Origin of the sequence: Algoriphagus aquimarinus (assembly GCF_900112005.1) — a bacterium.
GTDB lineage: Bacteria > Bacteroidota > Bacteroidia > Cytophagales > Cyclobacteriaceae > Algoriphagus > Algoriphagus aquimarinus.
The window spans coordinates 22,143-40,123 of the sequence record NZ_FOKK01000028.1; the positions used below are offsets into that span (position 1 = coordinate 22,143).

Below are 17,981 nucleotides of genomic sequence, written 5' to 3' on the forward strand. Positions count from 1 at the left end.
TCTTAAAATTTAACTTTCTTGAAATAATCTTGATTTGCTGTACCTAAAGGATTTGATACGCTTCTCAAATTCTTCCAAACCCTCAATAGGGAAAGAATAAACGGGACAAGAAATGAGGGCAGCCTACCTCGCACCTTTTTACTTTTTTCATCACCAGGCTTACTTTTCCACACTTGATGTTCATAATCTGATTGCTGCGGAGCTATTGCAAAAACATCTTTGATTTCTATTCGCTTGGCTACATAAAAAAGAAAGGTTTCCTTACTATTCATTAAACTTACTCGATTTTGAACTTCCAGAGGATCTTTCACTTCATAAATAGAGCTAGATGACTCTGGGAAAAAGAGCCACATCTTGACCAATTCAAAACCATTAGACTGAGTAAAGACTCTAAAAAAAAGCTCTGGACTAAACTGGTAAAACCCATGTCCAAAGAAATTATTTGCTGGAGTTATGCCAATCATATGCCCATCAAGCTTTACCATTTCCATACAATTTTTAAGCGCCTGCGGAAAATTAAAAATATGCTCAAGTGAACCTGAATCTATCATAAGAGAATACCTCTCTTTAAAAACATCTGCGATTGGGAGATTCATATCCCAAACTTGGCTTGCCCCTTCATAGTCCGAAGCATCAAATGTGACGATCTCCTTCGCTCCCAAAGCTTTCAGAAATGACTCTGAATACCTGTTTTCTCTGGAAATAATTTCACTGATGTGTTTTTGATCAAAATCTAATCTCTTAAAAAGCCGCTGAAATTCTACGAAGGAACCGTTTAAAGTCTGCCTTCCTAAAGTAGCAATTGATGTAAAATCAATTTTTAACTTTTGGCTTCGAATTAATAGCTCAGTTGTCTTTATGTTAAAACCCATATTTTAAATTTGAATAGTTTTCCCTTTAACCCCAATCCAAAAGTGATAAAACGCCAGCCAGATCATCCGAAAGTTTTTCCCGCCATAGACTATTCCATGTCGGAAGCCATATAAAGATTTCATAAGCCATTTCACTTGAAGTCTTTTTTTCATACTGCGAAATGTCATGGTGTCTGATATCATTAAAAGATTTCTGAGACTATAATACTCTCTATTCAAATTTTGCTTTCTATGATAGGTAGGCCTTTCAAAGTCAATTCTATTGTGAAGCTTTCGAGCCTCAAGAAAGAGTGAGCAATCAACTAGTATAGCATAACCTTTTTGGCTTACTTTGAGACAAAAGTCCAACTCCTCAAATCCAAAAAACAAATCTATATTTGGCGCTATTCCTTCCTTGGCCACCTTCCCGCTAACTAGCATACTCATCCCTCCTGCTACGTAGTCCACTTCAATCCATTCTTTTTTTTCTAGTAATTGTGTTTGGACACGCTTAATTACTCCCTTTTTTCGATCAAAAAACTGCCCTACGGTACCCAGCACTCCTGCAAAGGGGTTTTCATCTCGAATAGCCAATAGTCGCTCAAAACAATCTAGTCGAAAAGGGGGGTCATTATCATCTCCCCAGTAAATCCAGTCAAGACCTTCTTCTCCACAAAGTTCCAAACCTTTTGCTGCTCCTCCTGCAGGACCTGAGTTATATCCCATTCGATAGTATTTTAATCTATCATCCAAAAGCGAAGCTATCACATGGTCTGTTTCCAAATTTTCTGAATTATCAATAATCCAAAGTAATTCGGGTTGATAAGTTTGATTGAAAATTTCCTGTATTGTTTGAACCAGAGTTTCCGGCCTATTATAGGTTATAATGAATCCGCCAAACCTCATAGTATATTAACTTCTTTGGAGTAAAGTTTTTTAACTAATAAAGGGGAAAGTGAAATGAGGAACCTAGCTAATGTTGCAACTTTAAAAGGTTTTAAAATAAAGGCTTTCCATAGATGCTTTCGAGCTTCGGAATATCTCCGAAAACGTAATTGATTTACTCCAACCACCTGATGATACAAATGCTTGGTATGATTAGTAAGAGTATAATTATGCTTTTCTAATATTAACAAATTAGAATCGATCATATTTTGAAGATTTTTTGATCCTCCATCAATTGATTGATTGTAAATAAAATTGGCTTTTGGGATTAATGACTTAGTAGGATTTACAGCGTTAATTCTCAAAAACAGCTCAGTGTTCTCTGCGAATTTTAATCTTTCATCAAATCCTCCCAATCTATCAAACAACTCTTTTTTAATCATCCAAGCTCCCGGAATCACCAATTTCCACTCCTTATCATTTAATCGAATTACTTCCTCCTTTTTGTTAGGGTAAACAAACTTCATTTCACACTGAATGAAGTCATTTTGATTTGCTATGCCTTTTTCAAAGTCTGATAACCAATCTACGGTGAAATCATCATCGTCATCAAAAAATAGCAGATAATTCCCTTTCGCTTTTCTAGCACCATAATTACGTGCTGAACTTACGCCTAAAGGCTTACCTCGATTTAAATAAACTAAAGAAAATTTTGCTGCTTTGTATAAATCCTCTTCTTGTATCTCAGCAGAATCATCAACTATGATTACTTCCTCGTTTTTCACAACTTGATTTAATCTGCCAATTAAATCTAAAAGCTCAATCGGACGATTTAGTGAAGGTATTATTATAGAAATATTCAAGTTAGAGTTATTTGATTTTCACTATATATTTGATACTTCTACTGACTTATTAGCTTTTTAAGAATTTCCAATTTTCTTAACAAGAATCTCTCATCCGGTTCCAAATAATTCCCTTCAGCCCATTCATTCCAGCTTTTGATAAAAAAGATAGGTTCATCTTCATCATTCATAGAATTAAGTAATTTGTGAAGATGTTTTTCAAATTGCTCCATATTAAAATCAGATTGAACTATGCCCCTATTTCCGGACCTTGGTGTATTATCCCAACCTGTGAATAAAGTAGGGAAACTAGACACTGGCATTCGCTCATTATAGGTGCGCTTTACCATTTCTTGATAAGACTTAACTACACACCCCTTGGTTAATCTACTGATTATCTCATCTGGATAAGACTTAGTAGTTTTTTTGACAAGCTTTTCAAAGAAGCTAAATTTCCCCTTTGAGAGAAATTTATCATGAAATGCAAAACCATCTAGTTTATCGAATGGGTTTTCTTTTTGATAGGAAATCCCCAGAAAGTAGATACCATCTAACCCTTCTTTTTGAGCCAAGTTATTCCAGTGCTTAATAAACTCATCCAAATAAGGATGATCGAATGTTCTGTAAAAAAGAAAGAGCGGCTTATTATCGATCCTGATATACCGAGAGTCGTTAAAATAAGGGAGCAATTCATAAAAATGAGCTTCGTCATCCGCTTGACCCAAATATTTCTGTTCTATTAGAATTCGGTTAGGTGCCCCATGCCATATGCCAGACCAAGTCTGATTAGCCCATGCAAAGCATATTGGAAAATCGGGTTTGCCTGATTCTAGAAAATCCTTTGCCGGTCCATCTAGCAATCTCTTCCCTTCGCCAAACCAATAATGCCAGTAACAAAACCCATAGATTCCATATTCCCTTGCCAACTCAGCCTGCTTTACTCTCACACTTTCTTCTCTCAAGTCATAATAGCCCAACTCCCCAGGAATATGAGGTTGGTAATGACCATCAAATAAAGGTTTCGCTTTCTTTACGTTTGTCCATTCAGTAAAACCTGTTCCCCACCATTCATCGTTTTGCGGAATAGCATGAAACTGCGGGAGATAGAATGCAATCGGCTTGATCATACTATTTTAATCCTAGTTTGTACAAAAGTTTTTGATAAATCGATCTCTTACGAGAATCTAAAATTTGATCCTTAAATAAGTCAGGATATTTATTGTACAAAACAATTTTAGACCTAAGAACCTGTTTTCTGTCATCCATCAAACTGCCATTTCTTAATCTAATAAAGGGCCCAATTTCTGGTTCAAATGTGAAATATTGGAATTTAAGATTCTGCAAAGCACATCTAATTTGAAAATCCCAGTCCTCTAAATAATGTAAATTGGTATCGTAAAGCCCTACAGATTCAAAAACTGATTTTCTGTAAAGTGGCGAAGGCGTGACAAAAGGGTTTCGCAGTTTTACAACATCAAGAACATTAGAATCAAATTTTGTGATTTCAATAGTTGGAAAAAGGTTATTACGGCCTACAAAAGTTATATTTTTTAAGTTGCTTACAAAATATCTGGCTCCAGAATATATAATATCGACGTCCTTGTTTAATTCAAATAGAGCAACCTGGGTTTCTATTTTATTCTTTCCTAGTAAATCATCCGAATCTAACAATTGAACAAACTCGCCTTTACAAGAGGTGAGTGCCAAATTTCTAGCAAAACTAACACCTCTATGAAGACTTTTGATTAATTGAAACCGAGGGTCTCTACTACAATAGGCTAAAATAGTATCTATTGTGCTATCTGATGATCCATCATCAACTAATATGCATTCCCAATTTAAATAGGTCTGATGTAAAACAGAGTCTAAGGTTGCAGCAATAAACTCCTGTGAATTATAACAAGGAATAACAATAGATACTAAGTGCCCCATATACTAAAAGAAAGATTTTCTAATTAGACTTATACGTTCTCTAATCGAAAGTAAATCAAAGGAAAACAGCAAAAATGAATTAAAAAATAATTTTTCAAACTTATAAAATGTTCTTATGAAAAACTTGCCAACATTCACCCTTACCCCATCCTTTTGGCTCCATGGTTCTTTAAAGGAAAGTTCTTTACATAACGCAATTAAATCAGCAAATAACCTATAAGATAGTTTCTTAGTATGGGAGCTGAAAAATGACTTTTCAGAATCTGATAAGGGTCGATTTATCCATTTCTCCGCAAAATGAATTTGAAGCTTATACATCTCAGACTCCCTTTCACATTTTACACTTTTGGAAACTTGTGTGTCGCTAATCCTATACTTGATCAACACTTCATTTAACATCCCAAAATCTGTCAAAAAAGACATTTCAGTCCACATATAATAATCTTCAAGAAGCCCTTGATACTCCAAATTATGTCTATCAATTACACTTTTTCTCAATATTACACTAGGATGGACAAAACAACAATGATTTATAAGTGACGAAATAAGAGCATTTTTAGGAACCTTTTCATTAAAATTTTTTCCATCAAAATATTCTGCGAGTGCTCCAGATACACCAATTTCTGGGTTTTGTTCCATATAGGCCACTTGGGATTCTAACCTGCTGGGAAAGGAAAAATCATCTGCATCCATTCGAACTATATAAGTGCCTTTTGAAAGGTTTATACCGATATTCAATGCATTAGCTACTCCTGAATTCCTTGGTAACTGATGAAGTATAATACGACAATCACAATATTGGTTAATGAGCTTTACAGAATCATCCGTAGAGCCATCATCAATTAGAATTAATTCAAATTTGGAATATGTCTGATTTAAAATACTGTCAATTGATTCCTTTAGAAAAGAAGAAGCATTATAAACTGGGACAATTACGGATACTAGAGGAGATTCTATCGGAAAATACTTTTAATGAGGTTTTTCAAATAAAATGAAGGACTGACTTCACCATTTTTAATTTTTTCCAGCTCCTTCATATACTGGATTTTTTTTATCAAGTGCGCTTCAAATAATTCTGGATGAACAATATGTGTGAAGGTTGGTCTAGGTAGTTTCAATTCTTTTGCAGAAAATAAAAGTATGTTTTGCTTATACCAGACATCCACATCTTTACGCTCCCAAACAACAGGTCTAATCGGATCATATACCTGATAACCTCTTTGCTCAAATTTCTCTATCCAATAATTTGGAGATTGTTCATTGAGATGATTTTGACCTCCTTGAAAAGGAATTGCCGCAGAAAAAAGAATGGTTTTGGAATGCTTACAGAGAGAATCAATTAAGATATCAGCCGAATCGATGGGAAGATGTTCTGCAACTTCAAGACAAATAGCTAAATCAAAATTTCTATCCAAATCTAAAGGAAGCCTTAAATCAACAGACTTAAAATTGATTTCATCAACAAATTTCCGCAGTAGTTTTCGATCTACATATTCACCATCAACTCCGAAGAAATCAATTAAACCTAATTCTTGGACAACCTTAAGCCAAGTCCCAATTCCACAGCCGACATCTAAGACAGAATTTGGAGAAATCAAATGCTTAATTATAGGTAAAATAACCCTTGCAGCCTTATAGTTGTGAACAGTTTCTTCATGATGATATAATTTTTCTATTTTACCCATACAAAATCTTCTATCATTATTCCTTTCGGATATTCAATCCCTGCATTGTACCCTACCCAATTATAAGGAGCATAAATCTTTTTATCCACTTTTGGATTTAAAAAAGAAGCCCACCAAGCAAATGAACTATTTGAAATTATTGCAATATCTGAATTCATAATAAGCTGGAAATCAACCTCCACGGAATTAACTTCAAACGAAGCGCCGATATTTAAAAAAAAAGAATCGATCAATAACTCATCAACACAATCTGAGACAATAAAAATCTTATCATATTTGATTGTAGGAATAGATCTAAAGACGCTTTCAAACCAAGAAAAAGGTAATAAACCACTAGAATTTATTTCAGAAAATATAGTTGTAGCATAATCTCCTCGGCGTACATGTATAGTTAGAATTTGATTATCTCGAAAAACTTGACCATACTTGGAATCAAATTCAGCTTTATATTTTTGATTAATTTTTAAAAGTAAAGAAACCCAAACTTTCTGTTTCAAATAATAATTTCCAGTTTGAAAGTACCCTGAAAGGTTAGAGTTAATATATTCTTTGGAGGGCATATATTCATCGAGGCAGCTTTCCATATTTAATTTCTTATATGGAACCATCATATTTCTCATTTTTATTAGAAAAGTAGAAATAGTGTTCACTGGATTTAATTCTCTTCTAAAATCCACCTCAAATAAATCAAGATTATAATCATCTGAATTTCTTTCTATCAAAAACGAGGTCTCTCCAAATTCCTTTTTCATAAGAGACAGAAATACAATTTGGAAGATTTGATTACCTAATCTGCCTTGTAGATCGAAAAAAATCATATTCCAAATTTACGCTTAAATCGATTTAATAGCATCACGAATTTCGCTGAAAAAAACTTAATTGTAGATAATGAAGAGTAATCCAATTCCATAGGATCTTTTAATACTCTATTAATTTCGTCGGAAAAAAAAAGGTCTTCTATTTTTGAAGCTTTAGAAAACCCAATTGTATCAAACCACTCAAATCCCTGAACAAAAATAGAAGCATTTTCTTTAATTAAAGTATTATATCCTCGTTTCAGAGTTTCACGATTAAAGGTTTGAATTCCATCAAAATCGCTTAACGAAGACCCCTCTTTAGACAACCATTTTACGGTTTTATCTTTATATAGTAAGTAATTAAGATGCTCAGGAAAGTTATATAGATATTCATAATATATTGTAGGAAACTCTATATATCCCTTTTTTCCAACTCGTACAATCTCCATAATAAAAATCTCTGGATTTATCACATGTTCTAAAACATGTGAACAGATCACATAATCAAATTCCTTATCTTCAAATGGGAAAATATTACCATCATAGTAAACTACTTTTTTTTCAGTTTGTAATAATCCTACATGACCGGACTGTGCGATTAACTCTTCCTCAGTATCATACTTTTTTTCTAAGAAAACATTAGATCTAGGATGTGGCGTTGCCCCAGGGCCAATCTCTAAAACTAAATCATTACTATTTATACTTTTTATTTTATTTTTAAAAAACATCTTTATCCAATATTATTTTAAATCTATTTTTCTTGTTTGTTTCACAAACTCATTAGACAATAACCCAAACTTAATCTTCTTAAATGGAGAAAACCCATCTCCATCGGATTGGTAAAAGTTTATTGAAATAACTTTATCTAAATATTGAATCACACTTTGATTTGAACTAAGACCAATTGATAGTTTAAATTCACCTTCACTAAAAACCAAATCATTATTTTCGAAGCTAGCAAGATATTCACCTTTACTAACATTTAAACTATCTTGCCAATTTGTAATAACAGATTCGTTATTTGGACCTATAATGCCAATAGCAGAAACAAAGTTATCAATTTCACTTTCTATAGAAATAATTAATTCGACCTTCCATGTCGAATTACATTTAATTTCACTAGTTAGCTCATCCGAAGAGTTATAAATTCTCACCTCCTTAACCCAAGCTTGCTGGTTAAATTCTGGTGTAAATACACATTGTGAATTACTATTAAGATAGAAATCTATTGAATTTTCTGTTTTTCCGATAAACGAAATAACTCCATTATTTACAATCAGTGTCCTACTACAAAGACTCCTTATTGCATTTAAATCATGACTTACAAAAATTACTGTCCTCCCTTGACCAGCCACATCCTCCATTTTACCTAGGCATTTTTTCTGGAACTCAAAATCACCTACAGCTAGTACTTCATCAATAATCAAAATTTCAGGCTCTAAATGCGCAGCAACAGAAAAACCAAGTCTAACTTTCATACCAGAAGAATAGAATTTGACTGCGGTATCAATAAATTTCTCTACACCTGAGAACTCAATGATCTCATCCAGTTTGGAATCGATTTCTCTGCGAGTCATTCCTAGAATGGTACCGTTCATATAGATATTCTCTCTACCAGAAAGCTCTGGGTGAAAGCCAGTCCCAACTTCTAACAGAGAAGCTACTCTACCTCGAATTTCAATTTTTCCCGAGGTAGGTTCTGTAATCTGTGAAAGAATCTTAAGTAAAGTCGATTTACCTGCACCATTCTTTCCTATGATTCCTAGCACTTCTCCTTCATTAACTTCAAAATTGATATCCTTTAATGCCCAAAATACAGATGCATCTTCAACTCCAAAACGACTCATCTCCCGAAGCCGTTTCAAATTCTGCCAAGGAGACTTGATTAGGCTTACAATCTGACCTGCTAATGTTTCAGCTTGGGTTTCTTTTAAGCCGAGTCGATAGCGCTTAGAGAGGTGTTCTACTTTAATAACAGGTCTTGACAATTACTTATGGTTTACAAGAAAACGCCTCTTCAAATGATTGAATAACGAATAAATGATCAAAAATAGATAGACAGACAATATCGGAACAAGAACTCCAGAATATCTAGGTATAAAATGAGTGAGGAAAGCATGAAAAAGAAAATATAACACTGGGATTATTGTGAGAAAGAAAAGCTTATCGTTTTTCTTTATAATACTCAGCCCAAAAAGAATCGCTAGGGATGCATATAAGCTAAAGGTAAGTAGCACAGGTAAAGCATTTTTTCCCCCATAAAACCAAAGTCCGCGCCAACCATACAATACACTTGTTTTGAGATGATCTAAGGGATGATTTACGATCATTTGAAGAGCAACACCTTTTGAGCTTTGATCTCTATCCTGACTAGCTTCGCCGGCTACGACTATTTGAGAATCGTTCCTAAATTTATATTGAGCAATTCTCAAATAACTAACAATATCTTCACCTCTGCCTTGTGCTATTGCTAAACTATCCTCACGATGTCCTCTGTTCAAACTCTGTAGACTTCCACCATAAGAAAGGTCTTTTTCACTATACCCAAAAAACTTCTCAAAAAAACTTCTTTGGAGAGCTTCTGGAGCATATGCATAAAATCCACCCCAAAACTCATCAGAGTTCATCTGATTTTTTACAGCTCTGATAAGCAGTACCTCCCCCCCCCTTTCAGTAATACTAAATTTTCCTGCTTGCAGGTAATTTCTAGTCATCCAAGAAGCCACTGGTAAAGTGAAAGCCAATACTAATAATGCAATTGGCCAATATTTCACAAAGTTTCTACTCCTTGAAATAAAGTAATCATACAAAATCAGGGTAGGTATAAAAACTATAAATACATAAAGAAATACAGCCTTGGTTAAGGCCAACAAACCCAAAGTCAGCCCTGAATAAATCAAATACCTTTTTTGTTTGGTCTCGAGATACAACAAGAGAAAAAGCGTCAGAATTAATAAAAGAATCGCAGAAGGAAGTTCACTATTGACACTGGTAATATAACTCGTGAAAATGGCAAAAAAAGTAATAGGAATTAAACTAGCACAAGTTGCCAGAAATCTAGAAACGCCAAGCTTTCGAGTTAAAGCAAAAATCAGCACATAGATTACTGACAAATACAAAAGGTTAATCTTGGTCATTTCTAAAATCAAAGCAGGTTCTTGGCCTAAGTCCGATGGCTTTATATTATTCACCTCCGGCTGAAGTCTTAGAATATTAACAGCATTAAGCGCACTTATTACAGGTTCGCGAAAATACGATGGAGATTCTCCATCCATAGAGTGAAAGCCTTCCGTAGCTAAAAAATACGCCAAATAAATGCTCTCCAAAGAATCCTTTGTCAATTCTTTTGAGTTGATTCTCAAGTTCTTATCAGCCAAGAAAAGTAAGCCGAAAAGAATAACGCAGTTTAAAAAAAGAGAAAACAGTGACTTCTTACTAATCATTAGTCTTGTCTTTTATTGACTTTACACCAAGGCCAACAACATTCCATCCCATTATATTCTTTGAATTCTTCTGGATCAATTGATCGAAGAAAATAGAAACTTTAGTAATTGGGTAAAATAGCCAGGTGGGCTTTAATATTACTTCAGCAAATGGAGTTGAAAAATACCCTTGACTAAATGTTTGAACTTTTTCCATTCCACTTTTTTGAAAAATCTTTTCCAACTCATGAGGTAAAAATTGAATCTGGTCCTCAGAATAACCCTTATCAAATTTGGTTCGAAATTGCCGTAATAATTGAACTATCTTATTGCTTGATTGTGGTTCATTAGCAATAAGCACGGCACCTGGCTTTAATAAATCTACAATATGCTCCATGATGACTTCGAAATCATCAAAATGATGAAGAACTCCTATCATAAAGACCAAATCAAATTTTTCCTCGGGCTTAAAGTCTCGAATATTAGCACAAATAAATTTGGCTTTTTCTGATGAATTATATCGAATGGCATAATCAATCAATCCCTCAGAATAATCAACTCCTACATATTCGGAATAAGGTATGTCGAGATATTTCACAGAAAATCCTGCACCACAACCAATCTCTAAAATTCTATCTGTTTTCTGAATATTCGCATATTGAAGACTACTCATTAATCTTTCTTTTCGAGCTAGTGAGCTATGAATAGAAAGATCCTTATTCAAATATTTTCTAGAAATGGAATTAAACAGCTCCATATCCTTTTGTTCATGCTTAGATAAATTTTCATCGAATTTCACTTCTACCATTTTATTGATGTATTTTTTTCAAAAAGAAATATTTAACAAAAATGAAAACAAAGCTTATAATGAATTGTACTACCAAATAATGAAGAGTAGTTATCCAGATAAGAAATGAATAGGAAATCCATTCTCCTATTTTTGAAGAAGACACAATTGATAAGTATCCAATCATTCTTTTTTTCAAGCTCTTTTGCTTATCTCCTTTAAAAACAATTTGATCGACAATGAAAAAATTCAATGAGGTAATCACTATACTAACTATAAAATAAGATATGTATACATTCCAATTGAAAAAATCATTGAATGTATAATTCAGAATAAAAGCCAAAATATACCCAGGAATTCCCCAAAGAGCCATTTTGGAAAAACCTGCAATTGTTTCTTTCAAAATAAACCTAATGTCAAATATTTTTATTGGACACAATAAATCTCCTAGTTTTATTAATAATCTCTGCGATTAGTCCGAAGAAGAAGAACTGAAACGAAAAAAAGAATAGGATTAAGGTGAGGCCTCCAAGACTCCCCTCTAATCTATAATCCCGAATTCCTCTCAATATTGCCAAAAGCATAAATACCATACTTGCAGGTACAAATACTTTTTTTGGGTTAAAATATAAAGCCAATCGTGTCACCAAAGTGAAAAACACAATAGTATCTTGAAACGGACTAATGGAGGATTTCCCTATTCGTTTGTAATAATTGATTTCGTAGAATGAAACTTCATTGTCGTTGGTAAGTGCTCCAATTGTAATAGTAGAGGTAAAAGAGAAGCCTTTTGGAAGCAAGTTCCAAAACTGAACTGCCAATTCCTTTTTAAAGATTCGCATTCCAGAATTCAAATCAGGTATATTTTGCCCAGTCAGAAAAGAAGCAAATGAAGTAAGAACCTTTTTGGGGATTTTTCGCGTCCACGAAATGTCAGCCCACTTTCTCGCACCTATAACCATATCCATTCCCTCTGACCTATCAATCAACTCGCCAAATAGGTTATTGGGATAGGTTCCATCCGCATCGGTTATGCCAATCCAATCATATTTGGCATTCTTTATCCCAGTTTTCAATGAGGCACCATATCCCTTGTTTTTTTGGTGTGTTACTAGATTAGCGGGTGTTTTCAAATCAGATTCCTGAATAACTTCCAAAGATCCATCATTCACCACAATAATCTCAAATTCAACCCCCTTTACTTCTAATGATTTATGAATTACTGAAATGGTGTCATTTAGTATTTCGAGAGACTCATTGTAACATGGAATCACAATTGAGATTTTATTAACTTTTTTCGCTATGATCACCAGTCTAGTAGATTTAGTTTTTAGAGTCTATTTTTTTTTTGAAGATTAAATATACCCTGATCACTTACCAGTATTGCTACATAGTTTGAAAGGACAAAATTCTCTTTTTCTTTTGTATATGGTGAAAAATCAATCCATTTAGGAAAGATCTTTCCTACTTTGTAACCACGATCTTCAAAGAATTTGAAAAAATCTTTCAACAAAAAATTTGAATCAATCGCCATCTGGCCATATTCAAATTGAATAATTCTGATCTTATTCTCCTTAAGCATTTGATTAAAACCTTTCAATACATTTGATTCAAATCCTTCGGTATCAATTTTCAGAAAGTCAATTTCATGAATTGAATTGTCTCTACAATATTCGTCTCCAGTTATAGTTTCAACTTCTATCTTCAAAGAATTAACTCCCAAAGTATTCTCGAAGTGAGAAGATAAATAAGAACTCATAGGGTAATAATTAAAGCTAATCAAACCCTTTTTATCAGATAGCGCAATTCGATTAGTCTTAACAGATTGAAAACTTGAAAGTTGATGTTCCAACAACTTAAATGTCTGAGGAACAGGCTCAAATGCATGAATCTCAATATTAGATTTCAGACTTTTAATTTTAGTTGACCAAATCCCAACATTGGCACCAACATCGAAAACAATATTTATTTTAGAATTATCTAAGCTTTCTAGAAACCTATACTCGCCACTAAAATTGGCATCATTAATTTTATTATCAAGAGCACTCAAAATACTTGTTGAAATATTAACTAAACACTTTCCAAGTATATTCCTCCGCTGTAGAGCTATTAGCCAAAAAAGCCATTTTTTAAATTCTTTAATCATAAAAAAATATTTTAAGCTTTAAAAGAAAGGCATTTTGAAACTTCAAGCTCTTCTGAAATACAAACCAGTATAGTAGAAATACTATTGGTAGGAAAAGAAGGAAGGTGAAGGAGTTGAAAAGCAAAGGTTGGGTGTTGGGTGTTGGTTGTTAGTTGTTGGTTGTTGGGTGTTGGGTGTTGGTTGTTGGATGTTAGTTGTTGGTTGCCTCTTATATCTAATCTCTATTCTCTTAATACTTTGTCCAGTTTAACCTTTTACTCTCGCAGGTGGATTGTTTTGCACTCTGAGGAGTAATCTGGAGATCATTCCTTGTTCCTCGGAAGAGAGGGTATGGTACAGCGGGAGACATAGCACTCTAGCTGCAATCTGATCAGAAACTGGTGTACATCCTACTGTGTAATCGAGGGTATTTAGTCCTGGATAGAAATACCTGCGGGCTCCTATGCCTATATCAGCAAGTAGCTTCATACTTCTGAGCAATGCAGCTTCATCCTCAAATAAGACAGGGAAATAGCAATGGTTGTATGCTTCTATATTTCTGGTATCAGGAAAGCTTACATTCAGGTCGCTGAGCAGCTCCTTGTACAGCTGACATTGTGCTTCTCTCTTAGCCAGAATCTGTGGCAGGTGCGGGATATTCACCAATCCCATGGCTGCATGGAACTCAGAGTTTTTGGCATTGATACCTACTCCGTTGAAGTTCTCAAATCCATCATGGCCGAAGTTTCTCAGGTAAGCCATCTTCTTGAGGAGTTCTGGGTCTTTGGTAAACACCCCACCCCCTTCTACGGTATGAAAAACCTTGGTAGCATGAAAGCTACAGGTGCTGATATCTCCGTAGTCGAAAATTGATTTGCCCTTTACTTTTACTCCGAAGGCATGTGCTCCATCATAGATTACTTTGAGCTTGTGCTTCTTTGCAATCTCGGCTATGGCCTCCACATCGCAGGGAATACCGTAGATGTGGGTAGCTAGAATCGCTGAGGTGTTGGGAGTAATGGCGGCTTCGATCTTTGCTGGATCTATGGTCAGTAGCTCAGGCAGTATATCCACATACACCGGTGTGCATCCTTCCCATACTATGCTGCTCGTGGTAGCCACATAGGAAAATGGGGTTGTAATTATTTCTCCCTGCAGTTCTAGGGCTTTGATAGCGATCTGTAAGGCAATGGTACCATTGCTGACAAATAGCATGTGATTTATATCCAGGTATTCCTTGAGTTTTAGTTCCAGTTCATTGACCAGAGGCCCGTTATTGGTAAGCCAGTTGCGCTCCCAGATACCATCTAGGTATTTATCGTATTCTGCTTTAGGGGGAAGGAAGGGTTTGGTTACTGGGATCAAGGGTGGTTTGTTGTTAGTTGTTGGTTGGTGGTTGGTGGTTTGTTGTTAGTTGTTGGTTGGTGGTTGGTGGTTGGTTGTTGGTTGTTGGTTGGTGCGTGGTTGGTGGTTGGTGGTTGGTGGTTATTGGTTATTGGTTGTTCGTTGTTGGTTGTTGGTTGTTGTCCGATGTCCGATGTTGGTTGTTCGTTGTTGGTTATTGGTTATTGGTTATTGGTTACTTCTAACTGACTTTTGCGATTCTACTTTGTGAACTTTGCGTCTTTGCGGTTGTTGTCCGATGCCCGATGCCCGGTGCCCGATGCCCGGTGTTAGTTGTTAGTTGTTAGTTGTTTCCGCTACGCCTTGGCGCACAGGCTCGGCTGACATGTGTCTCGTCCTAGAAGTTAATAGGAGGTAATTGAGAATTGAGAATTGAGAATTGATAATTGATCATTGATAATTGATAATTCCTCAAAGTTTTAGGCTGGTCAGGACCTTTTTTAGGCTAGTGGCAATGGATTCTTTTTCCGTATTTACAGTTAGCTCAGGATTAACTGGTACTTCATAAGGAGAATCTATTCCTGTGAAATTTTGAATAAGTCCTGCTCTTACTTTTTTATAAATTCCTTTTGGGTCTCTTTTTTCACAAACTTCTAAGGGACAATCCACATGGATCTCAAAGAAGTTTTCCTTTCCAATCCTGTTTTTAAGTATTTCCCTTTCCTTTTGCAAGGGGGAGATAAAGGCGGCTATTATGATCAAGCCTGCATCCATCATCAATTTTGCTACTTCTCCTACCCTTCTAATATTTTCTTCTCTGTCTTTTTGGGAAAAGCCCAAGTCCTGATTTAAACCAGTTCGTAAATTATCCCCATCCAAAAGATATGTCTTTAGTCCTTTTTGATGCAATGCTACTTCCAAGTGGTTTGCCAAGGTAGATTTCCCAGCGCCAGATAGGCCTGTAAACCATACTAAAAAAGGTTTCTGTCCCATAAGTTGCACTCTTTCCTCCTGGGTGATCTTGGGAGCGCTGGGGTAGATGTGATTTTTTGGGGACAAGAGTTAATTTAAAATGATGGGAATTTAAAATTTAAAATTGAGTCACTATAGACTTTTGCGATTCTTCTTTGCGGGCTTTGCGCCTTTGCGGTTATTGGTTGTTGCCCGATGACCGATGTCCGATGCCCGATGCCCGGTGTTGGTTGTTCGTTGTTCGTTGTTCGTTGTTCGGTGTTGGTTGTTCGTTGTTGGTTGTTGATTGTTGGTTGTTGTCCGATGCCCGATGTCCGATGCCCGGTGTTGGTTGTTCGTTGTTCGTTGTTCGTTATTGGTTGTTGGTTGGTTCTAACTGACTTTTGCGATTCTTCTTTGCGGGCTTTGTGCCTTTGCGGTGAAGAATTTTAAATTGAAAATGTAATATTTAAAATAAAGCCCATTGGTCTAAGCTGTAAGACCTCTTTCATAATTGACTAAACCAAAAACCAGGATTTCGTATGTTTATTTTTTGTTCTTCAAAGGTCATACGGAATGCCCAAAATAATCATCACCTGTGTGAGAAGCATTTATCATGGGCATTTCATTTGCTCCCGGAATGATTTCATAAACAATGATATACCCTCTAAATATTAAATCTCTAAAATTCTCCGATTCAAAAAATATAGATTGCCTACATTTCAGTGGAAATTTAGGAATCCTACTAATCTCTTTTAACAGGTCTTTCTGAAACTTTTTTGCAGCTGATGGCTTATCTGAGGCTATAAAAAGCAACTGCGTTTGAAGTTTGATCTTAAAGACATGTGCAATCCTAAGAATCATATTTCTCAAGCATCACACTTAATTCCTTTTCGAGTTCTTCTATTGATACTGATGTAGATGCGTTTTTTTTCGCATGCTGATAATCGGCGATTACTTCTTCCTGAAGAGCTATGAAGCTTTCATCAAGTATCTCCAGCTCTTTTGGACTTATTTTTTTTAGCAGTCCCATTAATTGATCGTACGCAGATTCTGAGACTTTTAGGGTTATAGTATGCATAGGATATAAGTTTCAATTGAAGGTATGATACGAAAAGGAAAAAGACAAGTTGGTAGTTCCGCTACGCCTTGGCGGACAGGGGTTGTTGGTTATTGGTTGTTAGTTATTGGTTGTTGGCTGTTGGCTGTTGGTTGTTGGTTGTTGGTTGTTGGTTATTGGTTGTTGGTTACTTCTAACTGACTTTTGCGATTCTTCTTTGCGGGCTTTGTGCCTTTGCGGTGAAGAATTGAGAATTTAAAATTGATAATTGATCATTGATATTTGTTAATTCCTCAAAGTTTTAGGCTGATTAGGACCTTTTCTAGGCTAGTGGCAATGGTTTCTTGTTCTGTGTTGACGGTAAGCGCTGGATGAGCTGGGATTTCGTAGGGAGCGTCTATTCCTGTGAAATTCTTGATCAGTCCGGCTCTTACTTTTTTATAAAGTCCCTTTGGGTCTCTGGCTTGACATTTTTCAAGTGGACAGTTGACATGGATTTCGAAAAAAGCATCTGATCCTATGTACTTCCGTAGCATTTCTCTTTCTTTTTCCATGGGGGAAATAAAAGCTGCTATCACTATCAACCCGGCCTCCATCATCAGGCGGGCGACTTCCCCCACTCTTCTGATATTCTCCACTCTATCCTGAGGAGAGAAACCTAAATCCTGGTTTAGCCCTGTTCTTAAAATATCTCCATCTAGTAGGTAGGTTTTAAAACCTTGCTGGTGCAATGCTACTTCCAGGTGATTTGCCAGGGTGGACTTGCCCGAGCCAGAAAGTCCCGTAAACCAAACTAGATAGGGTTTTTGACCCATTAGTTGGGACCTTTGCTCTTTGGAGAGCTTGGGTAAATTTTCAATTATCAAGAGGCAAATTCAATTATCAATGCTCAATACTCAATGCTCAATACTCAATGCTCAATACTCAATGATCAAGGGTCAATGATCAAGGGGGAATACTCAATGATCAAGGTTCAATACTCAATGATCAAGGGGAAGTACTCAATGATAGCTTATCTATTTGTTGATAGACACAGCTTCGCCCTTTCACTGCCCCCTAAAGGGGGGAATAGGTATAGCTTCGCCCTTTCAGCCCCATTTGAGACCTCCTGCTGACTGAGTAATAAATTTACTCAGTAGATTTGAGAAAGCAAAGGAGGAAAAGGAATTGAGAATTTAAAATGAAAAGAATTTAAAATTTAAAATGGAGTGCGTAGTGGGTACTAATTTTATGTGATTATCCGCAATGATGCCAGTTGCCTTAGATTCTTTGCTTATCTGGTCGGAAGACCGATGACCGA

20 protein-coding genes are annotated in these 17,981 nt (G+C 35.6%); all 20 read right to left on the bottom strand.

The window, feature by feature from the left end; all coding sequences use genetic code 11:
• Positions 1–2: 2 nt before the first annotated feature.
• Positions 3–872, bottom strand: a complete 870-nt coding sequence (locus BM291_RS20960) for a hypothetical protein (RefSeq protein ID WP_092901660.1) — start codon at positions 870–872, stop codon at positions 3–5.
• A gap of 3 nt (positions 873–875) precedes the next feature.
• Complete coding sequence (locus BM291_RS20965) at positions 876–1,757, bottom strand: glycosyltransferase (RefSeq protein WP_092901663.1); 882 nt, start codon at positions 1,755–1,757, stop codon at positions 876–878.
• A complete protein-coding gene (locus BM291_RS20970; RefSeq protein ID WP_092901666.1) occupies positions 1,754–2,599 on the bottom strand; it encodes a glycosyltransferase family 2 protein in 846 nt (281 codons plus the stop codon). Before BM291_RS20970 ends, BM291_RS20965 begins: the two co-directional genes overlap by 4 nt.
• 38 nt (positions 2,600–2,637) lie before the next feature.
• Positions 2,638–3,705 (bottom strand): glycosyltransferase WbsX family protein, encoded by a 1,068-nt coding sequence (locus tag BM291_RS20975; protein WP_092901669.1) that lies wholly within the window; start codon positions 3,703–3,705, stop codon positions 2,638–2,640.
• Position 3,706: 1 nt separating this feature from the next.
• Positions 3,707–4,510, bottom strand: a complete 804-nt coding sequence (locus BM291_RS20980) for a glycosyltransferase family 2 protein (protein ID WP_092901672.1) — start codon at positions 4,508–4,510, stop codon at positions 3,707–3,709.
• A gap of 3 nt (positions 4,511–4,513) precedes the next feature.
• On the bottom strand, positions 4,514–5,467 hold the full coding sequence (locus tag BM291_RS20985; RefSeq protein ID WP_092901675.1) for a glycosyltransferase family 2 protein: 954 nt from the start codon (positions 5,465–5,467) through the stop codon (positions 4,514–4,516).
• The gene (locus BM291_RS20990; protein WP_092901678.1) at positions 5,464–6,195 is read right to left on the bottom strand and encodes a class I SAM-dependent methyltransferase; all 732 of its coding nucleotides are present in this window, start codon (positions 6,193–6,195) and stop codon (positions 5,464–5,466) included. The genes BM291_RS20985 and BM291_RS20990 overlap by 4 nt, the downstream gene beginning before the upstream one ends.
• A complete protein-coding gene (locus tag BM291_RS20995) occupies positions 6,183–7,013 on the bottom strand; it encodes an alpha-1,2-fucosyltransferase (protein WP_092901681.1) in 831 nt (276 codons plus the stop codon). The genes BM291_RS20990 and BM291_RS20995 overlap by 13 nt, the downstream gene beginning before the upstream one ends.
• Positions 7,010–7,720, bottom strand: a complete 711-nt coding sequence (locus BM291_RS21000) for a methyltransferase domain-containing protein (protein WP_092901684.1) — start codon at positions 7,718–7,720, stop codon at positions 7,010–7,012. Before BM291_RS21000 ends, BM291_RS20995 begins: the two co-directional genes overlap by 4 nt.
• Before the next feature lie 12 nt (positions 7,721–7,732).
• Positions 7,733–8,980 carry an ABC transporter ATP-binding protein gene (locus BM291_RS22360; RefSeq protein ID WP_139229164.1) on the bottom strand — a complete coding sequence of 416 codons (1,248 nt, stop codon included), beginning with the start codon at positions 8,978–8,980 and terminating at the stop codon, positions 7,733–7,735.
• Positions 8,981–10,435: a glycosyltransferase family 39 protein gene (locus BM291_RS21010; RefSeq protein ID WP_092901687.1), complete on the bottom strand. Its 1,455-nt coding sequence runs from the start codon at positions 10,433–10,435 to the stop codon at positions 8,981–8,983.
• Positions 10,428–11,222, bottom strand: coding sequence for a class I SAM-dependent methyltransferase (locus BM291_RS21015; RefSeq protein WP_092901690.1), 795 nt, complete (start codon positions 11,220–11,222; stop codon positions 10,428–10,430). Before BM291_RS21015 ends, BM291_RS21010 begins: the two co-directional genes overlap by 8 nt.
• Before the next feature lies 1 nt (position 11,223).
• Positions 11,224–11,574, bottom strand: a complete 351-nt coding sequence (locus BM291_RS22565) for a GtrA family protein (RefSeq protein ID WP_394333461.1) — start codon at positions 11,572–11,574, stop codon at positions 11,224–11,226.
• Positions 11,575–11,617: 43 nt separating this feature from the next.
• A complete protein-coding gene (locus tag BM291_RS21025; protein ID WP_175499764.1) occupies positions 11,618–12,511 on the bottom strand; it encodes a glycosyltransferase family 2 protein in 894 nt (297 codons plus the stop codon).
• A gap of 20 nt (positions 12,512–12,531) precedes the next feature.
• Positions 12,532–13,347 carry an FkbM family methyltransferase gene (locus BM291_RS21030; RefSeq protein WP_092901699.1) on the bottom strand — a complete coding sequence of 272 codons (816 nt, stop codon included), beginning with the start codon at positions 13,345–13,347 and terminating at the stop codon, positions 12,532–12,534.
• 246 nt (positions 13,348–13,593) lie between these two features.
• The gene (locus tag BM291_RS21035; RefSeq protein WP_092901702.1) at positions 13,594–14,691 is read right to left on the bottom strand and encodes a DegT/DnrJ/EryC1/StrS family aminotransferase; all 1,098 of its coding nucleotides are present in this window, start codon (positions 14,689–14,691) and stop codon (positions 13,594–13,596) included.
• Positions 14,692–15,141: 450 nt separating this feature from the next.
• Positions 15,142–15,663, bottom strand: a complete 522-nt coding sequence (cysC, locus tag BM291_RS21045) for an adenylyl-sulfate kinase (protein ID WP_245786937.1) — start codon at positions 15,661–15,663, stop codon at positions 15,142–15,144.
• A gap of 525 nt (positions 15,664–16,188) precedes the next feature.
• Entirely contained in the window at positions 16,189–16,485 is a 297-nt protein-coding gene (locus BM291_RS22570) for a type II toxin-antitoxin system RelE/ParE family toxin (protein ID WP_092901711.1), read from the bottom strand.
• Positions 16,475–16,702 (bottom strand): hypothetical protein, encoded by a 228-nt coding sequence (locus BM291_RS21055; RefSeq protein WP_092901714.1) that lies wholly within the window; start codon positions 16,700–16,702, stop codon positions 16,475–16,477. The genes BM291_RS22570 and BM291_RS21055 overlap by 11 nt, the downstream gene beginning before the upstream one ends.
• Positions 16,703–16,974: 272 nt before the next feature.
• Positions 16,975–17,496, bottom strand: a complete 522-nt coding sequence (gene cysC / locus BM291_RS21060; protein WP_092901717.1) for an adenylyl-sulfate kinase — start codon at positions 17,494–17,496, stop codon at positions 16,975–16,977.
• Positions 17,497–17,981: the final 485 nt, after the last annotated feature.

What these genes read in the sequence shown, in the direction of transcription:
- BM291_RS21015 (WP_092901690.1), bottom strand. Translation starts at nt 11,222, where the DNA reads ATGGTAGAAGTGAAATTCGATGAAAATTTATCTAAGCATGAACAAAAG.
- BM291_RS21030 (WP_092901699.1), bottom strand. Translation starts at nt 13,347, where the DNA reads ATGATTAAAGAATTTAAAAAATGGCTTTTTTGGCTAATAGCTCTACAG.
- BM291_RS21000 (WP_092901684.1), bottom strand. Translation starts at nt 7,720, where the DNA reads ATGTTTTTTAAAAATAAAATAAAAAGTATAAATAGTAATGATTTAGTT.
- BM291_RS21010 (WP_092901687.1), bottom strand. Translation starts at nt 10,435, where the DNA reads ATGATTAGTAAGAAGTCACTGTTTTCTCTTTTTTTAAACTGCGTTATT.
- cysC (WP_245786937.1), bottom strand. Translation starts at nt 15,663, where the DNA reads ATGGGACAGAAACCTTTTTTAGTATGGTTTACAGGCCTATCTGGCGCT.
- BM291_RS20975 (WP_092901669.1), bottom strand. Translation starts at nt 3,705, where the DNA reads ATGATCAAGCCGATTGCATTCTATCTCCCGCAGTTTCATGCTATTCCG.
- BM291_RS22570 (WP_092901711.1), bottom strand. Translation starts at nt 16,485, where the DNA reads ATGATTCTTAGGATTGCACATGTCTTTAAGATCAAACTTCAAACGCAG.
- BM291_RS20995 (WP_092901681.1), bottom strand. Translation starts at nt 7,013, where the DNA reads ATGATTTTTTTCGATCTACAAGGCAGATTAGGTAATCAAATCTTCCAA.
- BM291_RS20965 (WP_092901663.1), bottom strand. Translation starts at nt 1,757, where the DNA reads ATGAGGTTTGGCGGATTCATTATAACCTATAATAGGCCGGAAACTCTG.
- BM291_RS22565 (WP_394333461.1), bottom strand. Translation starts at nt 11,574, where the DNA reads ATGGCTCTTTGGGGAATTCCTGGGTATATTTTGGCTTTTATTCTGAAT.
- BM291_RS20960 (WP_092901660.1), bottom strand. Translation starts at nt 872, where the DNA reads ATGGGTTTTAACATAAAGACAACTGAGCTATTAATTCGAAGCCAAAAG.
- BM291_RS21055 (WP_092901714.1), bottom strand. Translation starts at nt 16,702, where the DNA reads ATGCATACTATAACCCTAAAAGTCTCAGAATCTGCGTACGATCAATTA.
- BM291_RS20980 (WP_092901672.1), bottom strand. Translation starts at nt 4,510, where the DNA reads ATGGGGCACTTAGTATCTATTGTTATTCCTTGTTATAATTCACAGGAG.
- BM291_RS20990 (WP_092901678.1), bottom strand. Translation starts at nt 6,195, where the DNA reads ATGGGTAAAATAGAAAAATTATATCATCATGAAGAAACTGTTCACAAC.
- cysC (WP_092901717.1), bottom strand. Translation starts at nt 17,496, where the DNA reads ATGGGTCAAAAACCCTATCTAGTTTGGTTTACGGGACTTTCTGGCTCG.